Origin of the sequence: Pectinatus cerevisiiphilus, assembly GCF_004341685.1 — a bacterium.
Lineage (GTDB): Bacteria > Bacillota > Negativicutes > Selenomonadales > Selenomonadaceae > Pectinatus > Pectinatus cerevisiiphilus.
Genome location: NZ_SMAA01000001.1, coordinates 147,169 through 163,344 on the forward strand (window position 1 = coordinate 147,169; position 16,176 = coordinate 163,344).

16 protein-coding genes are annotated in these 16,176 nt (G+C 39.2%); 9 read left to right on the forward strand and 7 right to left on the reverse strand.

Annotated elements, in window-relative coordinates; genetic code table 11:
• The first annotated feature begins 3 nt into the window (after nt 1–3).
• Together EDC37_RS12475 and EDC37_RS00670 are read left to right on the forward strand one after the other, a co-directional pair.
• Nucleotides 4–165, forward strand: a complete 162-nt coding sequence (locus EDC37_RS12475) for a hypothetical protein (protein WP_243642150.1) — start codon at nt 4–6, stop codon at nt 163–165.
• Nucleotides 166–237: 72 nt separating this feature from the next.
• Complete coding sequence (locus tag EDC37_RS00670; protein WP_132546939.1) at nt 238–876, forward strand: bifunctional 4-hydroxy-2-oxoglutarate aldolase/2-dehydro-3-deoxy-phosphogluconate aldolase; 639 nt, start codon at nt 238–240, stop codon at nt 874–876.
• Nucleotides 877–1,198: 322 nt separating this feature from the next.
• Here the strand turns inward: EDC37_RS00670 and EDC37_RS00675 are convergent, their stop codons facing one another.
• The 4 genes from EDC37_RS00675 to EDC37_RS00690 form a co-directional block, all read right to left on the reverse strand.
• Nucleotides 1,199–2,620: a DUF362 domain-containing protein gene (locus EDC37_RS00675; RefSeq protein ID WP_132546940.1), complete on the reverse strand. Its 1,422-nt coding sequence runs from the start codon at nt 2,618–2,620 to the stop codon at nt 1,199–1,201.
• Nucleotides 2,621–2,887: 267 nt separating this feature from the next.
• On the reverse strand, nt 2,888–4,012 hold the full coding sequence (locus EDC37_RS00680) for a hypothetical protein (RefSeq protein WP_231040017.1): 1,125 nt from the start codon (nt 4,010–4,012) through the stop codon (nt 2,888–2,890).
• 37 nt (nt 4,013–4,049) lie between these two features.
• Complete coding sequence (locus EDC37_RS00685; protein ID WP_165874428.1) at nt 4,050–4,832, reverse strand: histidinol-phosphatase HisJ family protein; 783 nt, start codon at nt 4,830–4,832, stop codon at nt 4,050–4,052.
• A gap of 31 nt (nt 4,833–4,863) precedes the next feature.
• Nucleotides 4,864–5,121: a TIGR03905 family TSCPD domain-containing protein gene (locus EDC37_RS00690; RefSeq protein WP_132546942.1), complete on the reverse strand. Its 258-nt coding sequence runs from the start codon at nt 5,119–5,121 to the stop codon at nt 4,864–4,866.
• 411 nt (nt 5,122–5,532) lie between these two features.
• Here EDC37_RS00690 and EDC37_RS00695 point away from each other — a divergent pair, with 411 nt between their 5' ends.
• The 5 genes from EDC37_RS00695 to EDC37_RS00715 all read left to right on the forward strand — a co-directional run bounded on the left by EDC37_RS00695 (nt 5,533) and on the right by EDC37_RS00715 (nt 10,779).
• Nucleotides 5,533–6,864, forward strand: coding sequence for a UDP-glucose dehydrogenase family protein (locus EDC37_RS00695; protein WP_132546943.1), 1,332 nt, complete (start codon nt 5,533–5,535; stop codon nt 6,862–6,864).
• Between the two features lie 66 nt (nt 6,865–6,930).
• Nucleotides 6,931–7,500, forward strand: coding sequence for a dTDP-4-dehydrorhamnose 3,5-epimerase (gene rfbC, locus EDC37_RS00700; RefSeq protein ID WP_132546944.1), 570 nt, complete (start codon nt 6,931–6,933; stop codon nt 7,498–7,500).
• A gap of 32 nt (nt 7,501–7,532) precedes the next feature.
• Nucleotides 7,533–8,420, forward strand: coding sequence for a GHMP family kinase ATP-binding protein (locus tag EDC37_RS00705; RefSeq protein ID WP_132546945.1), 888 nt, complete (start codon nt 7,533–7,535; stop codon nt 8,418–8,420).
• Between the two features lie 22 nt (nt 8,421–8,442).
• Entirely contained in the window at nt 8,443–9,522 is a 1,080-nt protein-coding gene (cobD, locus tag EDC37_RS00710; RefSeq protein WP_132546946.1) for a threonine-phosphate decarboxylase CobD, read from the forward strand.
• Nucleotides 9,523–9,729: 207 nt separating this feature from the next.
• Complete coding sequence (locus EDC37_RS00715; protein ID WP_196589817.1) at nt 9,730–10,779, forward strand: aldose epimerase family protein; 1,050 nt, start codon at nt 9,730–9,732, stop codon at nt 10,777–10,779.
• 96 nt (nt 10,780–10,875) lie between these two features.
• Here EDC37_RS00715 and EDC37_RS00720 read toward each other — a convergent pair whose 3' ends face one another.
• From EDC37_RS00720 to EDC37_RS00730, 3 genes are read right to left on the reverse strand one after another with little or no spacing between them, the layout of a single operon-like run.
• The gene (locus EDC37_RS00720) at nt 10,876–11,793 is read right to left on the reverse strand and encodes an alpha/beta fold hydrolase (protein ID WP_132546947.1); all 918 of its coding nucleotides are present in this window, start codon (nt 11,791–11,793) and stop codon (nt 10,876–10,878) included.
• Nucleotides 11,794–11,841: 48 nt separating this feature from the next.
• Nucleotides 11,842–12,366 carry a LeuD/DmdB family oxidoreductase small subunit gene (locus EDC37_RS00725; RefSeq protein ID WP_132546948.1) on the reverse strand — a complete coding sequence of 175 codons (525 nt, stop codon included), beginning with the start codon at nt 12,364–12,366 and terminating at the stop codon, nt 11,842–11,844.
• The gene (locus tag EDC37_RS00730) at nt 12,363–13,631 is read right to left on the reverse strand and encodes a 3-isopropylmalate dehydratase large subunit (RefSeq protein ID WP_132546949.1); all 1,269 of its coding nucleotides are present in this window, start codon (nt 13,629–13,631) and stop codon (nt 12,363–12,365) included. The genes EDC37_RS00725 and EDC37_RS00730 overlap by 4 nt, the downstream gene beginning before the upstream one ends.
• Nucleotides 13,632–13,770: 139 nt before the next feature.
• Here EDC37_RS00730 and EDC37_RS00735 point away from each other — a divergent pair, with 139 nt between their 5' ends.
• Both EDC37_RS00735 and rfbB read left to right on the forward strand, forming a co-directional pair.
• Nucleotides 13,771–14,712, forward strand: coding sequence for a LysR family transcriptional regulator (locus EDC37_RS00735; RefSeq protein ID WP_132546950.1), 942 nt, complete (start codon nt 13,771–13,773; stop codon nt 14,710–14,712).
• A gap of 230 nt (nt 14,713–14,942) precedes the next feature.
• Nucleotides 14,943–15,959 carry a dTDP-glucose 4,6-dehydratase gene (rfbB, locus tag EDC37_RS00740; protein WP_132546951.1) on the forward strand — a complete coding sequence of 339 codons (1,017 nt, stop codon included), beginning with the start codon at nt 14,943–14,945 and terminating at the stop codon, nt 15,957–15,959.
• Nucleotides 15,960–16,176 lie beyond the last annotated feature (217 nt).

Here is a 16,176-nt window from a genome sequence, read left to right on the forward strand (position 1 = left end):
GCTGTGCTTAAATTAGGGACAGTACCTTCTGTTATCAAGAGAGCAGTATCTTTAGCTGGTATTAATGTGGGACCTGCACGTTATCCCGTTGCTGATATAAGTGAAAATATTGATAAAGAAATTGTAAAGATGCTTGATAGTTATGGCATAAAACATGTCGGATAGAGGGTTGGCAATTATGCGATAAATGCAATTACCAACTTAGGTGTATATTCTTTAGAAAGCAGGGGGAGGACCATGTGGAAAAAAGCGGCAGCTTTGCAAATGATTTCGGACACGGGAATGATGGTTATTATACGTACTGATGAAGAAGAGGAAGCATATTTAATTGCAAAAGCGGTGATAGAAGGTGGGGCACGCGCGTTAGAGTTTCCTTATGCTGTTCCCGGAGCGTTGCGTATTGTACAGAGGCTAACGCATGAATATAGTAATATATTAATTGGTGTGGGGACTGTCTTAGATAGTGAACACGCTGCTGCCGCACTTCTTGCCGGAGCAAATATGTTGGTCAGTTCAAGTTTTTCTCCTTCAATGTTAAAAATGGCACATCAATATCAAGCAGTGACGGTATGTGGTGCTATGTCACCAACTGAAATAGATGCAGCTATGGCAGTGGGTACTGATATGGTAAAATTATTTCCGGCCGATTTTTTCGGACCGCAGTATATAAAAACTGTTCACGCACCTATGCCATATGCGCCTATTGTGCCGTTTGGTGGGGTGACAATAGAGAATGTTGGTGAATGGTTTGCTGCAGGAGCTGTTGCTGTAGGTGTCGGTAGTTATATAACAAAAGCCCACAAAAAAGATGGCAATTACGATCATGTTGTAGAAGCTACTAGCAAATTTATAAAAAGAATCAAAGATATTAGATGACTTTGCCCTTTTGCATACAGAAGGATGTAAACATAAAGAAATACCCTCTGGATAGACTGTAAATGTAGTGCCCCCATAAGTTAAACTAATTCTAGGTCTAACTTATGGGGGCCAGTACAAAATGTCTATTCCATAGGGTATTTTTCTGACGGAGATTTATTAAAGGTCTTATTAGTAAATAAATATATTTGCAAATTTGTTTAGTTGCCAACTTTGCGATCTATTCAAAATGATATAGATACATATTTTAGATAGGATAATCTAAACCCATAAGATAAAAATTTGGTGCTGCTTATATTCGGCAGTTAATTATTAAAAGATATTACTGCTTTGTCATGTCTATGTATAAAAGTTCAATGCCGTTTTTGTTGCTTTGATTACGGGTGTAAGTTTTGTCCCGTGTATTTGTCCAGTGTTCATGGGTGCCGAGATTTTTTACAGCATGGCCTGTTCCATCATAATAAGTGACACCGGATGGCGCAGCTGCTATTTGGCCTGCTTCATGCAAATAACTTTCTATTTCTGGGTGATGGCGAATGGCACCATTTTCACTGAGAATAGTCGGTTCATTCATCAGCAAATCCGCGCCGACGGAGTCGATCGCCACGGGGTCTTGCGAGACAAAGATGCTGGCCGTGTAATTATTATCAAAAGGTGGTTGCTGCCATTTCGTATTTTCACCAGTGACAGCTGCTTCTTCGCTGGGGGCAGATATTAAAGCGTCCAGCATGTACAGAATAGTTTTGCCACCGAGCTGTTTGTTAGCCATCAAATCAACTAAAGGAGTATATGTGTCCATCTTTTTATCTGTCATAAAAGGATGAAGATTAGCACCGACAGGAGGGCGGACATAATTATCGTTTATAAATGAACCAAAATTATTTTTGGCACAAAGGGATATTCCCCAGCTGTGTCCTTTTAGATTGGCTAAATTGATAATATACGAGGCTTCGGTTACAACGGTGGGAAGGTAGCTGACTACATCGCTGCCGTCAAATTGCTGTGACCAGACTATTGGTGCGGTCTTATCAGCTACGGCAGTATCTCTGCCTACAAAATTTACACCGTTAAGCTTTCCTTCGGTGCACATAGCAACCATGTATTTAGGAAATAAGCGTGAGACATCATAGACTGTGATATCTTCTGGACGGACACCGGCATCATCAATTAAGGAGGTCAGGACTGTTTTGAGAAGAACCGGATTAGCATAGCTGACTTGAGTTTCTCCTGAACTATCTTCACTGTATTCTGAGGTGCCGTTAAGATTTACTTTTATGGCTATTTTTTGCCCAGGAATATATCCGGTTTGGTTGCCTTGCGCTTCATTATGTTTGGTAAAAAGCATATTCCAGCCGTTGGCAGCAGTATCGGTGCCAGTGAGTGACATAATGTTTTGGCGTACCATTTGGCCGATTATTTTTTCGTCAAAATGGTCGGGGTTCCACCAATAGCCCTTGCCATCCCATGCTACACTGGCCGGATCATGTGTCCAGACTACGCGCCCTGGATATATGCCTACACCTGTACCATATGGCTGGTGGAAAGGAAATTCTGATTGCTGGTCATGATAAATGATATCTTGGAAGGCACCGCTGGCTGTGTTGAAGACATCAGCCAATTTTGTTCTTGTCGGTGGTGATATGAGAAAACTTAATTTTTCTTTTCCTGCGGCCAGATTAACATTGGTTAATATTAAATACAGTAGCAATGTGACAGGTATAAATATTAAAAGTATTTTTAGCAAAATTATCGCCTCGAATTTTATACAATAAAATAATAACTAAAATATTACCTTTTCCCTGACAGATTAAGCTAAACAAACGGTAATAGCTGTCCATAGCCAGTCATTCTTCATTTTCAAATATGGTTTAGTTCAATTAACTAAAGGCTTGAGAAAAGCAGAGTACACCTGCTTTTTCAAGCCTTTATATTTTCAATAAAATTATCGTTGTATTGTTATAATATGCTACTGGATATTAAGTGTAAATTTTTCTTCAATTTCTAAGGCGATTTATGAGTTGCTGCCTTGGGCAGTTGTCGTATCCGAACCTGCAGGCGGAACGGAGTTATCAGAAGTATCTTCAGATGAAGAATTTGACTGATTAACTGTCTGGGCGGCAGAAATGAGATTATTGTTTGCCGAAGTGTTATTTGCGGCTACACCATAAAGGGATACATCTGATTTTGTTTGGATAAACAGTTCAGTTCCTGCTGGTAAATTAATATTTTTCCCTTTAACAAAAATGCCGCCGACAATTCCTATCGGCCCGAGTAATGCTATGCCTGCGATACTGGCACCTGCGGCCATGGCTTCTGACTTCATTTCTTCTTTGGCTTTTTCACCTAAGGTAGTATCTACCATAGTGCCGTCAAATGCCTGCGTCTGACTAAAATCAATGTCGACTTTACCATCGCGGCCAAAATTCCTTGCATCCTGTACGCTTGTTACATGTCCTTCACCAGCACCGCCGGCAGCAAAGACTAGATTGCCATCATCGACAACATCTTCGGCAACCTGGTATTTTACTGTGTCACCGGCCTTCATTGTTTCAGAATTAACTGGTGTGACAAGTTTAATTTTTATCAAGGTATTAGCAGGTACCAAGGTATGCGAAAGCGGAATGGACTGCTGGGAGGTGCCAAAGGCTACACTGCCGAGCGCCAGCATACGGCTGTAGAAAGTACCTTCTTTTGGTTTGCCATAAAGTGTAGTTTCAAGATCAGACAGGCGCTGGCCGATAGAATGCATTGATACCTGATGCATCAATGTCCATTCTATGCCATTCATCTGTGCAATGGCTGATGGGGCATAGGTGTTGTCAAATATTTGGCTGTAGATATTATCTACACGTACAGCAAGGCTGCTGGTTTTATGCGTTCCATAGTAATCGCGTTCCAGTTTATTAATTCTATCGATTATGGCACCAGTCTGCGGTGTGCCATAGACTGCTTTTTCGGTATTGGCAAGTTTATCTTGCAGTGCGTTGCTGTTTACAGTATCACTTGTAGAGGCAAGCGAAGTTCCTGTCGTTATAGTTGCCGCGTCAGCAAAAGCGACGGATGTAGTGGAAACAGTAAGGGCAACGCATAATGAAACGGATAAAGCTTTAAAACCATTCTGGGAAAATTTTTTCATATTGTATCCCCTTTCCGGAATATAGCGAGGTATTTGTTTACGACATAGGAACAGGCTGGTGATTTTTAAAATACACAGGTGTTAGACCGCACCTTTTTAAAAATTGTTCAGCTTCTGCGAGTTTATAACCAATAGCATCAATAGTATGCGCATCTGAACCTATTGTTGCATAGCGGCCGCCCATTTCATGATAGCGCTTGTAAATGGGAGCGAGCGCAGTAATATTTTCTTTGTTAGTAAATCGTCTAGTGTTGATTTCAGGAACGACATTGTTGGTTAATGCAGTTTGCCATATCTTATCTATATACGGAGCAAATTCATCATAACGAAGCTGTGTGTCTTCATATGGTGCTTTGCGGCAGATGTAGTCAATATGGCCTAAAACATCACCAAAAGGATGTATTGCCAACATATCGGCTATATTTTGTAAATATATACGGTATGCCTCATTTTTGCATTTGCTTTGATAGTATTCGGGATAATAGATGTCGAAACCTTCTATAATATGTTGCGACACGATGACCATATCAAAAGGTGCCTTTTGGGTAAAATGCTCACTGCGTGAAGCTGTCTGCTGCTGCATACCGACTTCAACGCCGAGTAAAAGGTTGTCGGAATCACGGTATTGCTGGTAGCGGGCAAAATATTCATCAGTGTCAAATTCATACAGATCATCGCCCGGAAAATCAAAATCGATATGTTCAGTCGTGATAAGGCCGATGCCCATTGCCTGGGTTATTTTTAGGGCATCTTCAAGTTTCATAACAGAGTCAGCCGAAAATTCTGTGTGAGAATGGCAGTCAAATAAAATAATGCTCACTTCCTTCTAAAAAATATGGAGGCAACAGTGATTAATGTTTAGCCGCTAAGGCTTCTTTAAGTGCTTTGGAAAGCTGGTCAGGACATGAAGTAGCGCGCGGGCCACATTTTATGCCGCTGAAACGGGTGATTACATCGTTGGCATCCATACCACGGGTAATATTAGCAATACCCTGTAGATTACCATTGCAGCCACCGGTAAAGGCAATATTTTTGATGATAGTACCGTCCAATTCTATATTTATTTGGCTGGAACAGGTACCAGTCGTTTTATAAGTATAGCTGCTCATAGTTCTCTCTCCAATTGTCATAAAATTATTTAATGCTATTTTATGCAAATAAGCATATATATTTTCTCTCTTTCTAGCATTATACATGTCATTATAGCAAAATTTGTCAGCTTTTTGTAGAGTGGTAGAGAAAAACGTTGTGCAGACACGATACTTGGATTGTAGAAAGCCATATATTGGTGATGGTTTAGGATGAGCACATATAGTATAATAATATAAATATGTTATTTTGTAATAAGGAATGGTTTCGTTTAAGCTCTTGTAAATTTCTTATAAATATAGGACAATATAGGTTAAATGAATTATATAATGCGGTTTTTATGTTGTAACTGCCGAAATAAAAAAGTTATTGGGTAAGATTATGAGAGCCGCAGTTAAAATATAAAATAACCGTTTGAGGAGAAGAGTATTTTGAAAATAGCGATGATTGGCACGGGTTATGTAGGACTTGTTACAGGAACCTGTTTTGCAGAAACTGGCAATGATGTTATTTGCGTTGATGTCAATGAAAAGAAAATAAGTGAATTGACTGCGGGTCATATTCCGATATATGAGCCAAATCTTTCTGATATGGTAAAAAATAATTATGCGCGGGGAAATCTGGCCTTTACTACTGACATCAAGGAAGCTCTCAACAAAGCAAATATTTGTTTTATTGCTGTGGGAACACCTATGGGAGAGGATGGCAGTGCTGATCTGCAATATGTATTGGCTGCCGCGCACGAAATAGGCAGATATATGTCACATGATATGTATGTAGTAGATAAGTCTACGGTACCAGTAGGAACGGGAGAAAGAGTCAGGGCTGCTATTGCGGAAGAACTTAAAAAACGGGGCAGCACGCTTAAATTTGATATTATATCAAATCCAGAATTTTTGAAGGAAGGAAATGCCTGCGCTGATTTTATGACACCGGATAGAGTTATAATCGGTTCAGAAAATCCCGCTTCTATCGATGTAATGAAGGAACTGTACGAACCTTTTATACGTTCTCGGGAAGTCTTTATAATTATGGATGTAAAAAGTGCTGAACTGGCTAAATATGCGGCTAATGCCATGCTGGCAACGAAGATATCTTTTATCAATGAATTGGCTAATATTGCTGAACGCGTTGGTGCTGACATAAATAAAGTACGCCATGGCATAGGCAGTGATAGACGGATTGGCTACAGCTTTATTAATCCGGGCTGCGGCTATGGCGGCAGCTGTTTCCCTAAAGATGTACAGGCGCTGATCAAAACGAGTAGTGATTACGGTTATGAAGCAAGACTTTTGCAGGCTGTGGAAGCAGTTAATGCCAGGCAGAAAAAAATTCTTGGCAAAAAAATCGTAAACGTCTTTGGCGACGATTTAACAGGAAAGGTTTTTGCTGTATGGGGACTAGCTTTTAAACCGGGGACAGATGATATGCGTGAAGCTCCTTCTATATCGCTTATACGGGAACTGACTTCCCGTGGAGCGAAAATAAAGGCATATGATCCGAAAGCGGTTGGTACGGCACGTGGATTTTATTTGAAAGATATTGATGCTATTACGTACACGGAAAACAAATATGCTGCACTTGAACAGGCCGATGCGCTTATTTTGGTGACAGAATGGAAAGAGTTCCAAAGTCCTGATTTTATGGAAATCCAAAAAAGACTACGGGGCAAATATATTTTTGATGGGCGCAACCAATATAAAGTAAAAACTCTCGAAAAATTTGGTTTGTCTTATATACAGATGGGTGTCAGGGTAGAATAAGGCACAAACGGAAAAATACACTACTGTTTATAGGTCAAAATTTACTGTAGGGAGATTTTAGAAAATATGGATGTAAAAGAAACAAAGTTAAAAGATGTTTATCTAATTGAACCTAAGGTTTTTGGTGATAATCGCGGTTGGTTTATGGAAACTTATTCTTATAGAGTGCTGGCAAAATATGGTATAAATGCCCAGTTTGTGCAGGACAACCAATCCTATTCAGCACCTAAAGGCACATTGCGCGGCCTGCATTTTCAGAATCCACCGATGACGCAGGCTAAATTGGTGCGTTGTACACGTGGAGCAATGATGGATATTGCGGTTGATATACGGAAGGGTTCGCCTACTTATAAAAAGTGGATTGCCGTAGAATTGTCTGGAGAAAATAAACGGCAGCTTTATGTACCGCGGGGATTTGCACATGGTTTTATAACCATAAGTGACGATGTAGAGGTACAGTATAAGGCAGATAATTATTATGCACCTGAGACCGAGGGCAGTATTATCTACGATGATCCAGATATTGGCATTACATGGGAAGATTGGCACCATGGGAAATATACCTTTTCTGCCAAAGATAGGAAGGCACCGTATTTTAAGGATTTTGAAACACCGTTTGTTTATGGAGAGTATTGAAGACCGATAAAAAATGGACAGGAGGAAATGCGTTGTCAGTAGCGGTAAAAGTGCCAGGAGCATGCGGTGAGTTGGTACAAGGCGTCATCGATGGCACGCCCTTTCTCGTTACCTGTCCCATCAATATGTGGTCGACAGCGACTGCGTTTATTAAACCAAATGAAGCTGGAACTGTTTTGCAGGAAAAGGCGGCATATGCTCTGCAAAAATTATGTGCCCAGTTGTCGATTGACAAGAAAAATATTACGATCGGGCTGTCTACACAGTTATTGAAAAGTAAGGGAATGTCTTCCAGCAGTGCAGATATAGCAGCTGTTTGCAAGGCAGCGGCACTTTCCCAGAAAAAAATATTGACTGAAGCGCAGACAGCTAGGCTGGCAGCAGGCATAGAACCGACTGATGGTGTCTTTTGCAGAGGTATAGTGAAATTTAACCATATCACAGGAGAAATATTGGCCTATTTGGGAGATCCGCCTCCCTTAAAAATTTTAGTGTTCGATTGTGGCGGAAAAGTCGACACTGTCGTTTTCAACCAACGTGGTGAGCTGCCACACCTTAATGAGCAAAAGCAGTGCCAGGTGAAAAAGGCGCTTGCCTTAGTTGAGTATGGCATCAAAAATAAAGATGTAGAAGCTATTGGCGAAGGGGCTACAATAAGCGCTGTAGCCAACCAGTCTATTTTATATAAAGAAGATTTGGCTGATATTATCGAAATTGTAAAGGCATATAAAGGACAAGGTGTAAATGTAGCACATAGCGGCACATTGATTGGGGCCATCTTTACTGCGCAGGAAAACATAGAAGTATTGTATGGTTGTATTAAGGCAATCAAAGAGCGTTGTCCATATACAAAATATTTATTTGCTACGGAACTGGTGTCCGGCGGTTTTTTCGATAATATGGGCAAAAGGATAAATTAGGGAAAGGGGAACCTGTTACATAATGGATAAGTTTGAGCATGGCGGCGCCGTCAATGAAATAAGTACGGCGGTCGGGGGAAAGAAGCTAGTCGATTTTAGTGCAAATATCAATCCCATGGGACTCGGTAAAATGGCAAGACAAGCCATAGAAGAAAACATTGAAAATATAATACATTATCCTGATGTCGATATGATAACCCTTAAAACAGAAATAGCACAGCTATATGGTATAGATGCTGATAGTATAATAGTTGGAAATGGAGCGGTGGAACTATTATATATTTTATGCCGTGTACTTGAGCCGAAAAATGTATTATTGCTTGCACCAACTTTTAGTGAATATGAAAGGGCGGCAAAAAGTGTCAACGCCAAGATAAATTATTTCTTTTTGCGGGAACGCAACGATTTTGAACCGCAGTTGCAGCAATTGATTATTTCAATAAAAAATAATAATCTTTTATTTCTTTGTAACCCTAATAATCCGACAGGGACACTGTTTTCCGTACAGGATTTAACACTTATCATCGAACATGCCGAAGCAAATGGTTGCTTTGTAGTTGTTGACGAATCCTTCATGGACTTCATCAGTGATAATGAGAAGTTTTCGGTCAATCCGTTGTTGAAAACATGTCATAATTTACTTATTGTGCATTCGTTGACAAAATTCTTTGCTTTGCCGGGATTGCGCTTAGGTTTTGCGGCGTGCCCTGATAAAGAAGTGATAAAAAGAATGTACTTGAGTAAAGATCCTTGGAATGTCAATTGTCTGGCGCAGAGCGCAGGGGTAGCAGCTTTGGCCGATAAGACATATCAGCGGCGGAGCCGTAGCTATATGCATAGCGAAATAAATTACCTGTATGATGAACTCAGTCAGATAAAAGCGATAAAAGTTTATAAACCGATTGTTAATTATATGCTTATCAACATCCATAATACTAAAATGACTTCAACGCAATTTTGCGCGAAAATGCTGGAGCACAATATTCTGGTGCGGGATTGTGCGAACTATCCTGGTTTGTCCAACGATTTTATACGCATTGCCGTAAAAAAAAGAGAAGAAAATGATCTTTTGCTGGATGCCTTTGAGCAGATTATAAAGTGAATTATGTTGGAATGGCAGTATTAGTTTTCGCCTTTTTTCTTTGCAAAGTTATTATTTAAAGATAAAAGGTGGAGCCTGCCTATAGCACATAAAATTTACTATGGATAGTCGGTTTTTATTAAAAATATTGAATTGACATAATTTAGCAAAAAGTGATATGCTGTATGTAACAAAGAAAAGGTTTACAATATATGGCATGGAGGTATAATGATGGCTATTGAAAAATGTTCATTTGGTCGTACCACGGACGGCAGGGCAGCAGAACTGTATACGATGAAAAATAAAAATGGTATGGAAGTGTCTATATCTACGTTTGGTGGTGCTGTACAAAAAATACTTATACCGACAAAAAAAGGAAATATAGACGTAGTTTTGGGGTATGATGATGTTTCCGGTTATGAAAAACAGGATACATATATAGGATCACTGATAGGCAGAGTGGGCAACCGCATTGCAAAAGGTCGCTTTATTTTAAACGGAAAAGAATACAAGCTGTATATAAATAATGGTAACAACCATTTGCACGGTGGCAAGGTCGGTTTTGATAAAAAGATTTGGACTACCCAGGCGGAAAATGATAATGAAATAAAACTTTCATACATAAGCCAGGATGGAGAAGAAGGTTATCCGGGTGAATTGTCTGTCTGCGTAAGTTATAAATTAGTAGGCTGCAATACACTGATAATCGATTATAGGGCACATACAACGAAGGATACACTTTGCAATCTTACAAACCACAGCTATTTCAATTTGTCTGGATATGCAAGTGGTAACGTAGGTGAACAAACTGTGCAGTTGTTTGCGGAAGAATATACTAGCGCAGATAGAGAATCTATACCACATGGGGAAATTTTACCAGTCAAGGGCACACCATTGGATTTGCGTGAAGCAAAGCCTATGAAGGCAGGCTGGGATGCTGATTTTGAAACAATTAAGGATGCAGGCGGTTATGACCACAATTTCGTAGTGCCTGAATATAATGGCAATCTGAAAAAAATTGCCAAGGCACATAGCGATAAAACAGGCATAAACATGACAGTATTTACCACTTTACCGGGTTTCCAATTTTATACAGGGAATTATCTTGATCCAAAAGTAAAAGGGAAAAATAATACACCGCTGGAAAGACGTTCGGGCTATTGTTTTGAAAGCCAGTATTTCCCTAATGCGATAAACGTATCGTCCTTTGTTACACCAATACTTAGAGCGGGAAATGTATATAGAGCTACCACCGCCTATCATTTTGATGTAGAGTAAAGTTAAAGTATAAATAATAAAGCTAAGAGCCAGCTGTTTTGAGCTGGCTCTTAGCTTTATTTATTTTAATGGAAAAGCAAGAAATTATTTTATGGACTATGCAGAGAATGAATGAGCTTGTAAAAAATCTTTTAAAGCTTTTAAGACAATTTCGGGTTGTTCTTCAGGAACGAAATGGCCGCACTCAGGTACACCGAAGCCAGTAACATTTTTAGCGTGTTTTTGCCAGTTTGCCAAAACGTCCCAAATCTTGCCGACAACGCCGTCTTTCCCCCAAAGTACTAACAAAGGCGTTTGGATGATGGTGTCTTTATCAACCAGATCATATTTTAGATCAATAGTAGCTGATGCCCGATAATCTTCACTGATACCATGCACAGTCATGGGATTGGAAAAACAGTTGATGTATTCCTGCAATACATCTTCAGAGAAATTATTTCTAGCCTTGGGGCCAATTTTTAATTGTAGATTGAAACGGATAAAAAAGTCTGCATTTCCGGCCAACAATTTTTCAGGCAAGCCGTTATTTTGGATATAAAAAAACCAATGCCAGTATTTGGTGGCAAATTCTTGGTTTGTATCATGGTACATATCATATGTGGGAAGAATATCCATTAAGGTGCAGCTGGTTACCTTTTCCGGATGGTCTAAAATTAACCGGTGACAGACGCGTGCCCCTCTGTCATGACCAACTAAATGAAATTTGTTAAAACCAAGTTTTGCCATAACTAGGATGGCATCATTGGCCATTGTCCGCTTGGAATAATTGGAATGATCAGCTAATCCTCGCGGTTTTGTGCTGAAACCGTAACCGCGGAGGTCTATTAACACCACCGTGTATTGAGTTGTAAGTTTGGGGGCAACAAAGCGCCATGTCAGATAATTTTCGGGATGTCCGTGCAGAAATAAAATCGCTTCTTTGCCACAGCCACCAATGAGTGTGTTAATTTTTACATTTTCACCAACATCAATTAATTTATTGCTAAAGCCAGGAAAATATTTTTGGGCTAACATAAGATCCTCTCCTACATAATATGAATATGAAAATAGAAAGCACACAATTTATTTTGTTTGTAAAGTCTTTTTTTCTTTTTGCATTTTTAAGATCATTGCTTTAATGCCGCCGCTTTGTAAAATGTTCATTATATAATCATTCATTGGTTCAGCATAGGCTATTTTTCCAGTGTTCAAATTTTTGATTTCACCAGAGGTAAAATTGATGCTTATTTGGTCACCACTATTAATCAGCGCATGTATTCCTTTACAAGTAATTGCCGGTAAACCTAAATTTATGGCATTACGGAAAAATATACGGGCAAATGATTCGGCTAAAATAGCACTGGTACCAATTCCCTTTAAAGTTATGGCCGCATGTTCACGTGAGGAACCGCAGCCAAAATTTTTACCGCCGACAATTATATCACCGGGTTTAAATTTATCTACTAGGTCAGGAATTTCACTACCGCTCATAGCATGCTTTTTGATATCGGCTATTTCGGTAAGTTCAACGAATTTACCGGGGTAAATTTGGTCAGTATCTATATTGTTTCCGAAAACAAAAGCAGTTCCCTGTACAATTTTTTTCATGAACATAGCCCTCTTTCAAAGAATTTTTGGGGTGATGTGATTTCACCGTAAAGCGCAGCAGTTGCTACTGAGGCTGGTGAAGCAAGATAAATCCGCCCTTTAAGGTTTCCCATGCGTCCGGGAAAGTTGCGGTTTGTTGAAGAAATACAGACTTCATCAGCAGCGATAAGCCCCTGGTGGATACCGAGACAGGCTGCGCATCCTGGCGTTGCAAGGGTTGCGCCTGCAGCAATTAATGTTTGGATGTATTTTTTTTCTATGCATTTTTCTAATACGGAACGTGAAGCTGGTACTAAGATCATACGTGTACCGTTGTGCACCTTTTTGCCTTCCAGTATTTTAGCAGCAATGGCAAAATCTTCTACACGGCCGCCAGTACAAGAACCAAGGTATGCCTGATCTACATGCAGACCTGCGAACTTATTAATATTATCTACGTTGTCGACACTGAATGGTGCAGCGATTTGCGGGCCGATGTTGGTTACATCATATGTAAGGTCTGCGGTATATTTATAATCTTCGTCAGTATGGTAAATCGTATAGTTATGAACGCCATGTTTTTGGAGAAAATCAGTAGTAATTTTATCTGGCTGGATATAGCTCGTTTTTGCACCTAGTTCAGTAGTCATATTGCACAATGCCATGCGTTCGGATATGTTGAAATCCTTGAGTATAGGGCCGCAAAACTCAATCGCTTTATAAACACCATAATCTGCTTTGAGATCACCAATAATATGCAAAATTACATCCTTGGCGTAAACGCCCTTTTGCAGTTTACCGATGAGATTGATGCGAATTATTTCAGGAACTTTGAACCAGAGTTTGCCCGTTACAAGGATAGTGGCAAGATCAGTAGCACCGACACCTGTGCCAAATGCACCAAATGCACCGTGCGTAGTCGTATGCGAGTCCGTAATAACAATAATTTCACCGGGGTGTGAGAAACCATAGTCAGCCATGAGTTGGTGGCATACCCCTTCATTGATGTCCATGAGTTTTTTTATTCCCTGTGCTTTGGCAAATTCTCTAAATTTTTTGTGGTTATCTGCTTGCTTTTCTGTTGCACAGGGGGCGTAATGGTCGAAAAAAAGAATAATTTTTTTGTTATCGAAAACTGTTTCACCACCCATTTCCCCAAATGATTTAACTGTTTGGTAATAAAGGTCGTTAATTCCGGCGATATCAATAGTACAGTTGATAAATTCACCGGCATGAACAGTTGCTTTACCAGCTTTTTTTGCTAATAATTTTTCAATGGCATGCATGCTGACCACTCTTTTCTTATATTTGAAAATTATCTTACTCTTTTGTCATTGATTTTAGATTAAAATAATTATAAAATCAATTTTATATATTATATAAAGGTATAAAAACATTTTATAATTATTCAAATAAGGAGTTTCTATGCAACCGGAAATGATTTATATATATGAAGTTTATCGAACAGGTAGTTTTTCTAAAGCAGCAGCTAATCTTTATCTGTCGCAGCCGGCTTTGAGTATTGCGGTGAAAAAAGTGGAAAAAGAGATCGGTATGCCCCTTTTTGACCGAAGCCATCAACCCTTGCAGTTAACTGAAGCCGGTAGAATTTATATTAAAAAAATTCTTAAAATAAAATTATTGGAAGGCGATATGGCAAATGAACTGCAAGATATTGCCAATCTTGCTACGGGTGAATTACATATCGGCGGTACACAATATTTTAACTCTTATGTTATGCCGGCAATTATAAAAAAATATATACATTATTATCCCCATATCAACATTTCTTTGTTGGAGGATAATTCCGGATTGCTTGATGATAAGCTGGCGGACGGTTCAGTTGATATTATGTTTCACTGCGGCAAATTTGATGAAAAATCTTTTGCAGGGGCAAAGATATTTGAAGATCATCTGCTTTTGGCCGTGCATAAGGAATTACTCAAGGATAAGGAGATAGCAATACAAGGATTGACGGCCGGACAAGTGCAAAAAAATGAGTTTGAGGAAAAAGATTGTCCAATTGTGCCATTAAAAATTTTTGCTGCTATGCCCTTTTTGATTTTGACCAAAAGTAATAATTTGCGGGAACGAGCACTAAATATTTGTCGATCTGCTGGTTTTACGCCTAAAGTCCGTTTTTATGTTGAGCAGTTGGAAACGTCCTATCATCTCGCCTGCCACGGACTCGGTGCGGCATTTGTAAGTGATCGGATGGTTAAGGAACATTCACCGCAGGATATGCTTTATTATAAATTAACAAACGAGGAAGCCGATCGCTGCTTTCAGGCAATTACCCGAAAAAATGGTTATATGTCACATGCAATGCGGCGTTTTATTGAATTGGCACGTACTATTTGGCTGTAGTAAGTACGAATGCAATTTGAAAAGGGCAGGTAGGTGTATTAACTTATTATAATAAGTCGTATTAATGGCAGCTAAGAGGATATGTAATTAAAGATATTTACCAGCGTATTTTCAATAAAGGGGTGCAGGTTTGGTTTTTATGGTACCTGTCTAAGCGATATATAACTGCCGAAAGGTTTACAATATGTTAAAATATAAAAATACACTATAATAATTTTAAGGAGCAGGTTATGAAAATATTAGTTACCGGTGGAGCTGGCTTTATTGGCAGCAATTTTGTTTATTATCAATTGGCTAAACATAGTGATGAAATAATATGTCTTGATTTGCTAACTTATGCAGGCAATTTATCAACATTGGCAGAGGCTTTGCAAAATAAAAAATTTAAATTTATCAAGGGCGATATAGCGGATAGAAAATTTGTTTATGGGCTTTTTGCGACAGAAAAGCCGGATGTTGTTGTCAACTTTGCGGCGGAAAGCCATGTCGACAGGTCGATTGAATTTCCGGAAGTTTTTTTGCGCACCAATATAATGGGCACAAACGTTTTATTGGATGCCTGCCGTAAATACGGTATAAAGCGTTACCACCAAGTTTCTACAGATGAAGTTTACGGCGATTTGCCGCTTGATGCTGTTGATAATTTTTTTACCGAAACCACACCCCTTCACACCTCAAGTCCGTATTCGGCATCTAAAGCATCTGCTGACCTGCTGGTACAAGCTTATTATCGTACCTATGCACTGCCGGTGACTATTTCACGCTGTTCAAATAATTACGGGCCTTATCATTTCCCTGAAAAACTTATTCCTTTGATGATTATTAATGCATTAAACAATAAAGCACTGCCTGTTTACGGCAAAGGCGAAAATGTACGTGACTGGCTTTATGTGCAGGATCATTGTGAAGCTATTGACCTCATTATCAGAAAAGGGACGGAGGGAGAGGTTTATAACATAGGCGGGCATAATGAAAGAACAAATTTAGAAGTTGTCAAAACTATTCTAAAAGAATTAGGCAAACCACAAGAGTTGATCAAATTCGTTACAGACCGGCCGGGACATGATAAACGGTATGCCATTGATCCCTCCAAGATAAAAAAGGCATTGGGCTGGCAACCACAGACTTCCTTTGATGCGGGTATAAAGAAAACTGTAAAATGGTATTTGCAGCACCGGCAATGGTGGGAAGATATAATAAATGGTTCATATCAGGACTATTACAATAAAATGTATGGTAATAGGTAAACAACTGCATAATATTGATGATATATGCAGTTATATGGGCGGGCTTGTTCACTACTATGGTATGTTATGCATAGAAAGCAGGAAAAAACACTATTATGTGATTTTTTTTACAAAATTAGAGGAAATACTATTGCTTTTAGAGAAGTAATCCCTACTTATGAATAATAGTTATTCATTTGTAAAAGTAATGGTTAATTGGAATGTCACCAGAGAAATT

Bases quoted from the DNA above. Each gene is read 5' to 3' on its own strand.
- EDC37_RS00670 (WP_132546939.1), top strand. From the start codon at position 238: ATGTGGAAAAAAGCGGCAGCTTTGCAAATGATTTCGGACACGGGAATG.
- EDC37_RS00680 (WP_231040017.1), bottom strand. From the start codon at position 4,012: ATGAAAAAATTTTCCCAGAATGGTTTTAAAGCTTTATCCGTTTCATTA.
- EDC37_RS00690 (WP_132546942.1), bottom strand. From the start codon at position 5,121: ATGAGCAGCTATACTTATAAAACGACTGGTACCTGTTCCAGCCAAATA.
- rfbC (WP_132546944.1), top strand. From the start codon at position 6,931: ATGGATGTAAAAGAAACAAAGTTAAAAGATGTTTATCTAATTGAACCT.
- cobD (WP_132546946.1), top strand. From the start codon at position 8,443: ATGGATAAGTTTGAGCATGGCGGCGCCGTCAATGAAATAAGTACGGCG.
- EDC37_RS00715 (WP_196589817.1), top strand. From the start codon at position 9,730: ATGATGGCTATTGAAAAATGTTCATTTGGTCGTACCACGGACGGCAGG.
- EDC37_RS00720 (WP_132546947.1), bottom strand. From the start codon at position 11,793: ATGTTAGCCCAAAAATATTTTCCTGGCTTTAGCAATAAATTAATTGAT.
- EDC37_RS00725 (WP_132546948.1), bottom strand. From the start codon at position 12,366: ATGAAAAAAATTGTACAGGGAACTGCTTTTGTTTTCGGAAACAATATA.
- EDC37_RS00730 (WP_132546949.1), bottom strand. From the start codon at position 13,631: ATGCATGCCATTGAAAAATTATTAGCAAAAAAAGCTGGTAAAGCAACT.
- EDC37_RS00735 (WP_132546950.1), top strand. From the start codon at position 13,771: ATGCAACCGGAAATGATTTATATATATGAAGTTTATCGAACAGGTAGT.
- rfbB (WP_132546951.1), top strand. From the start codon at position 14,943: ATGAAAATATTAGTTACCGGTGGAGCTGGCTTTATTGGCAGCAATTTT.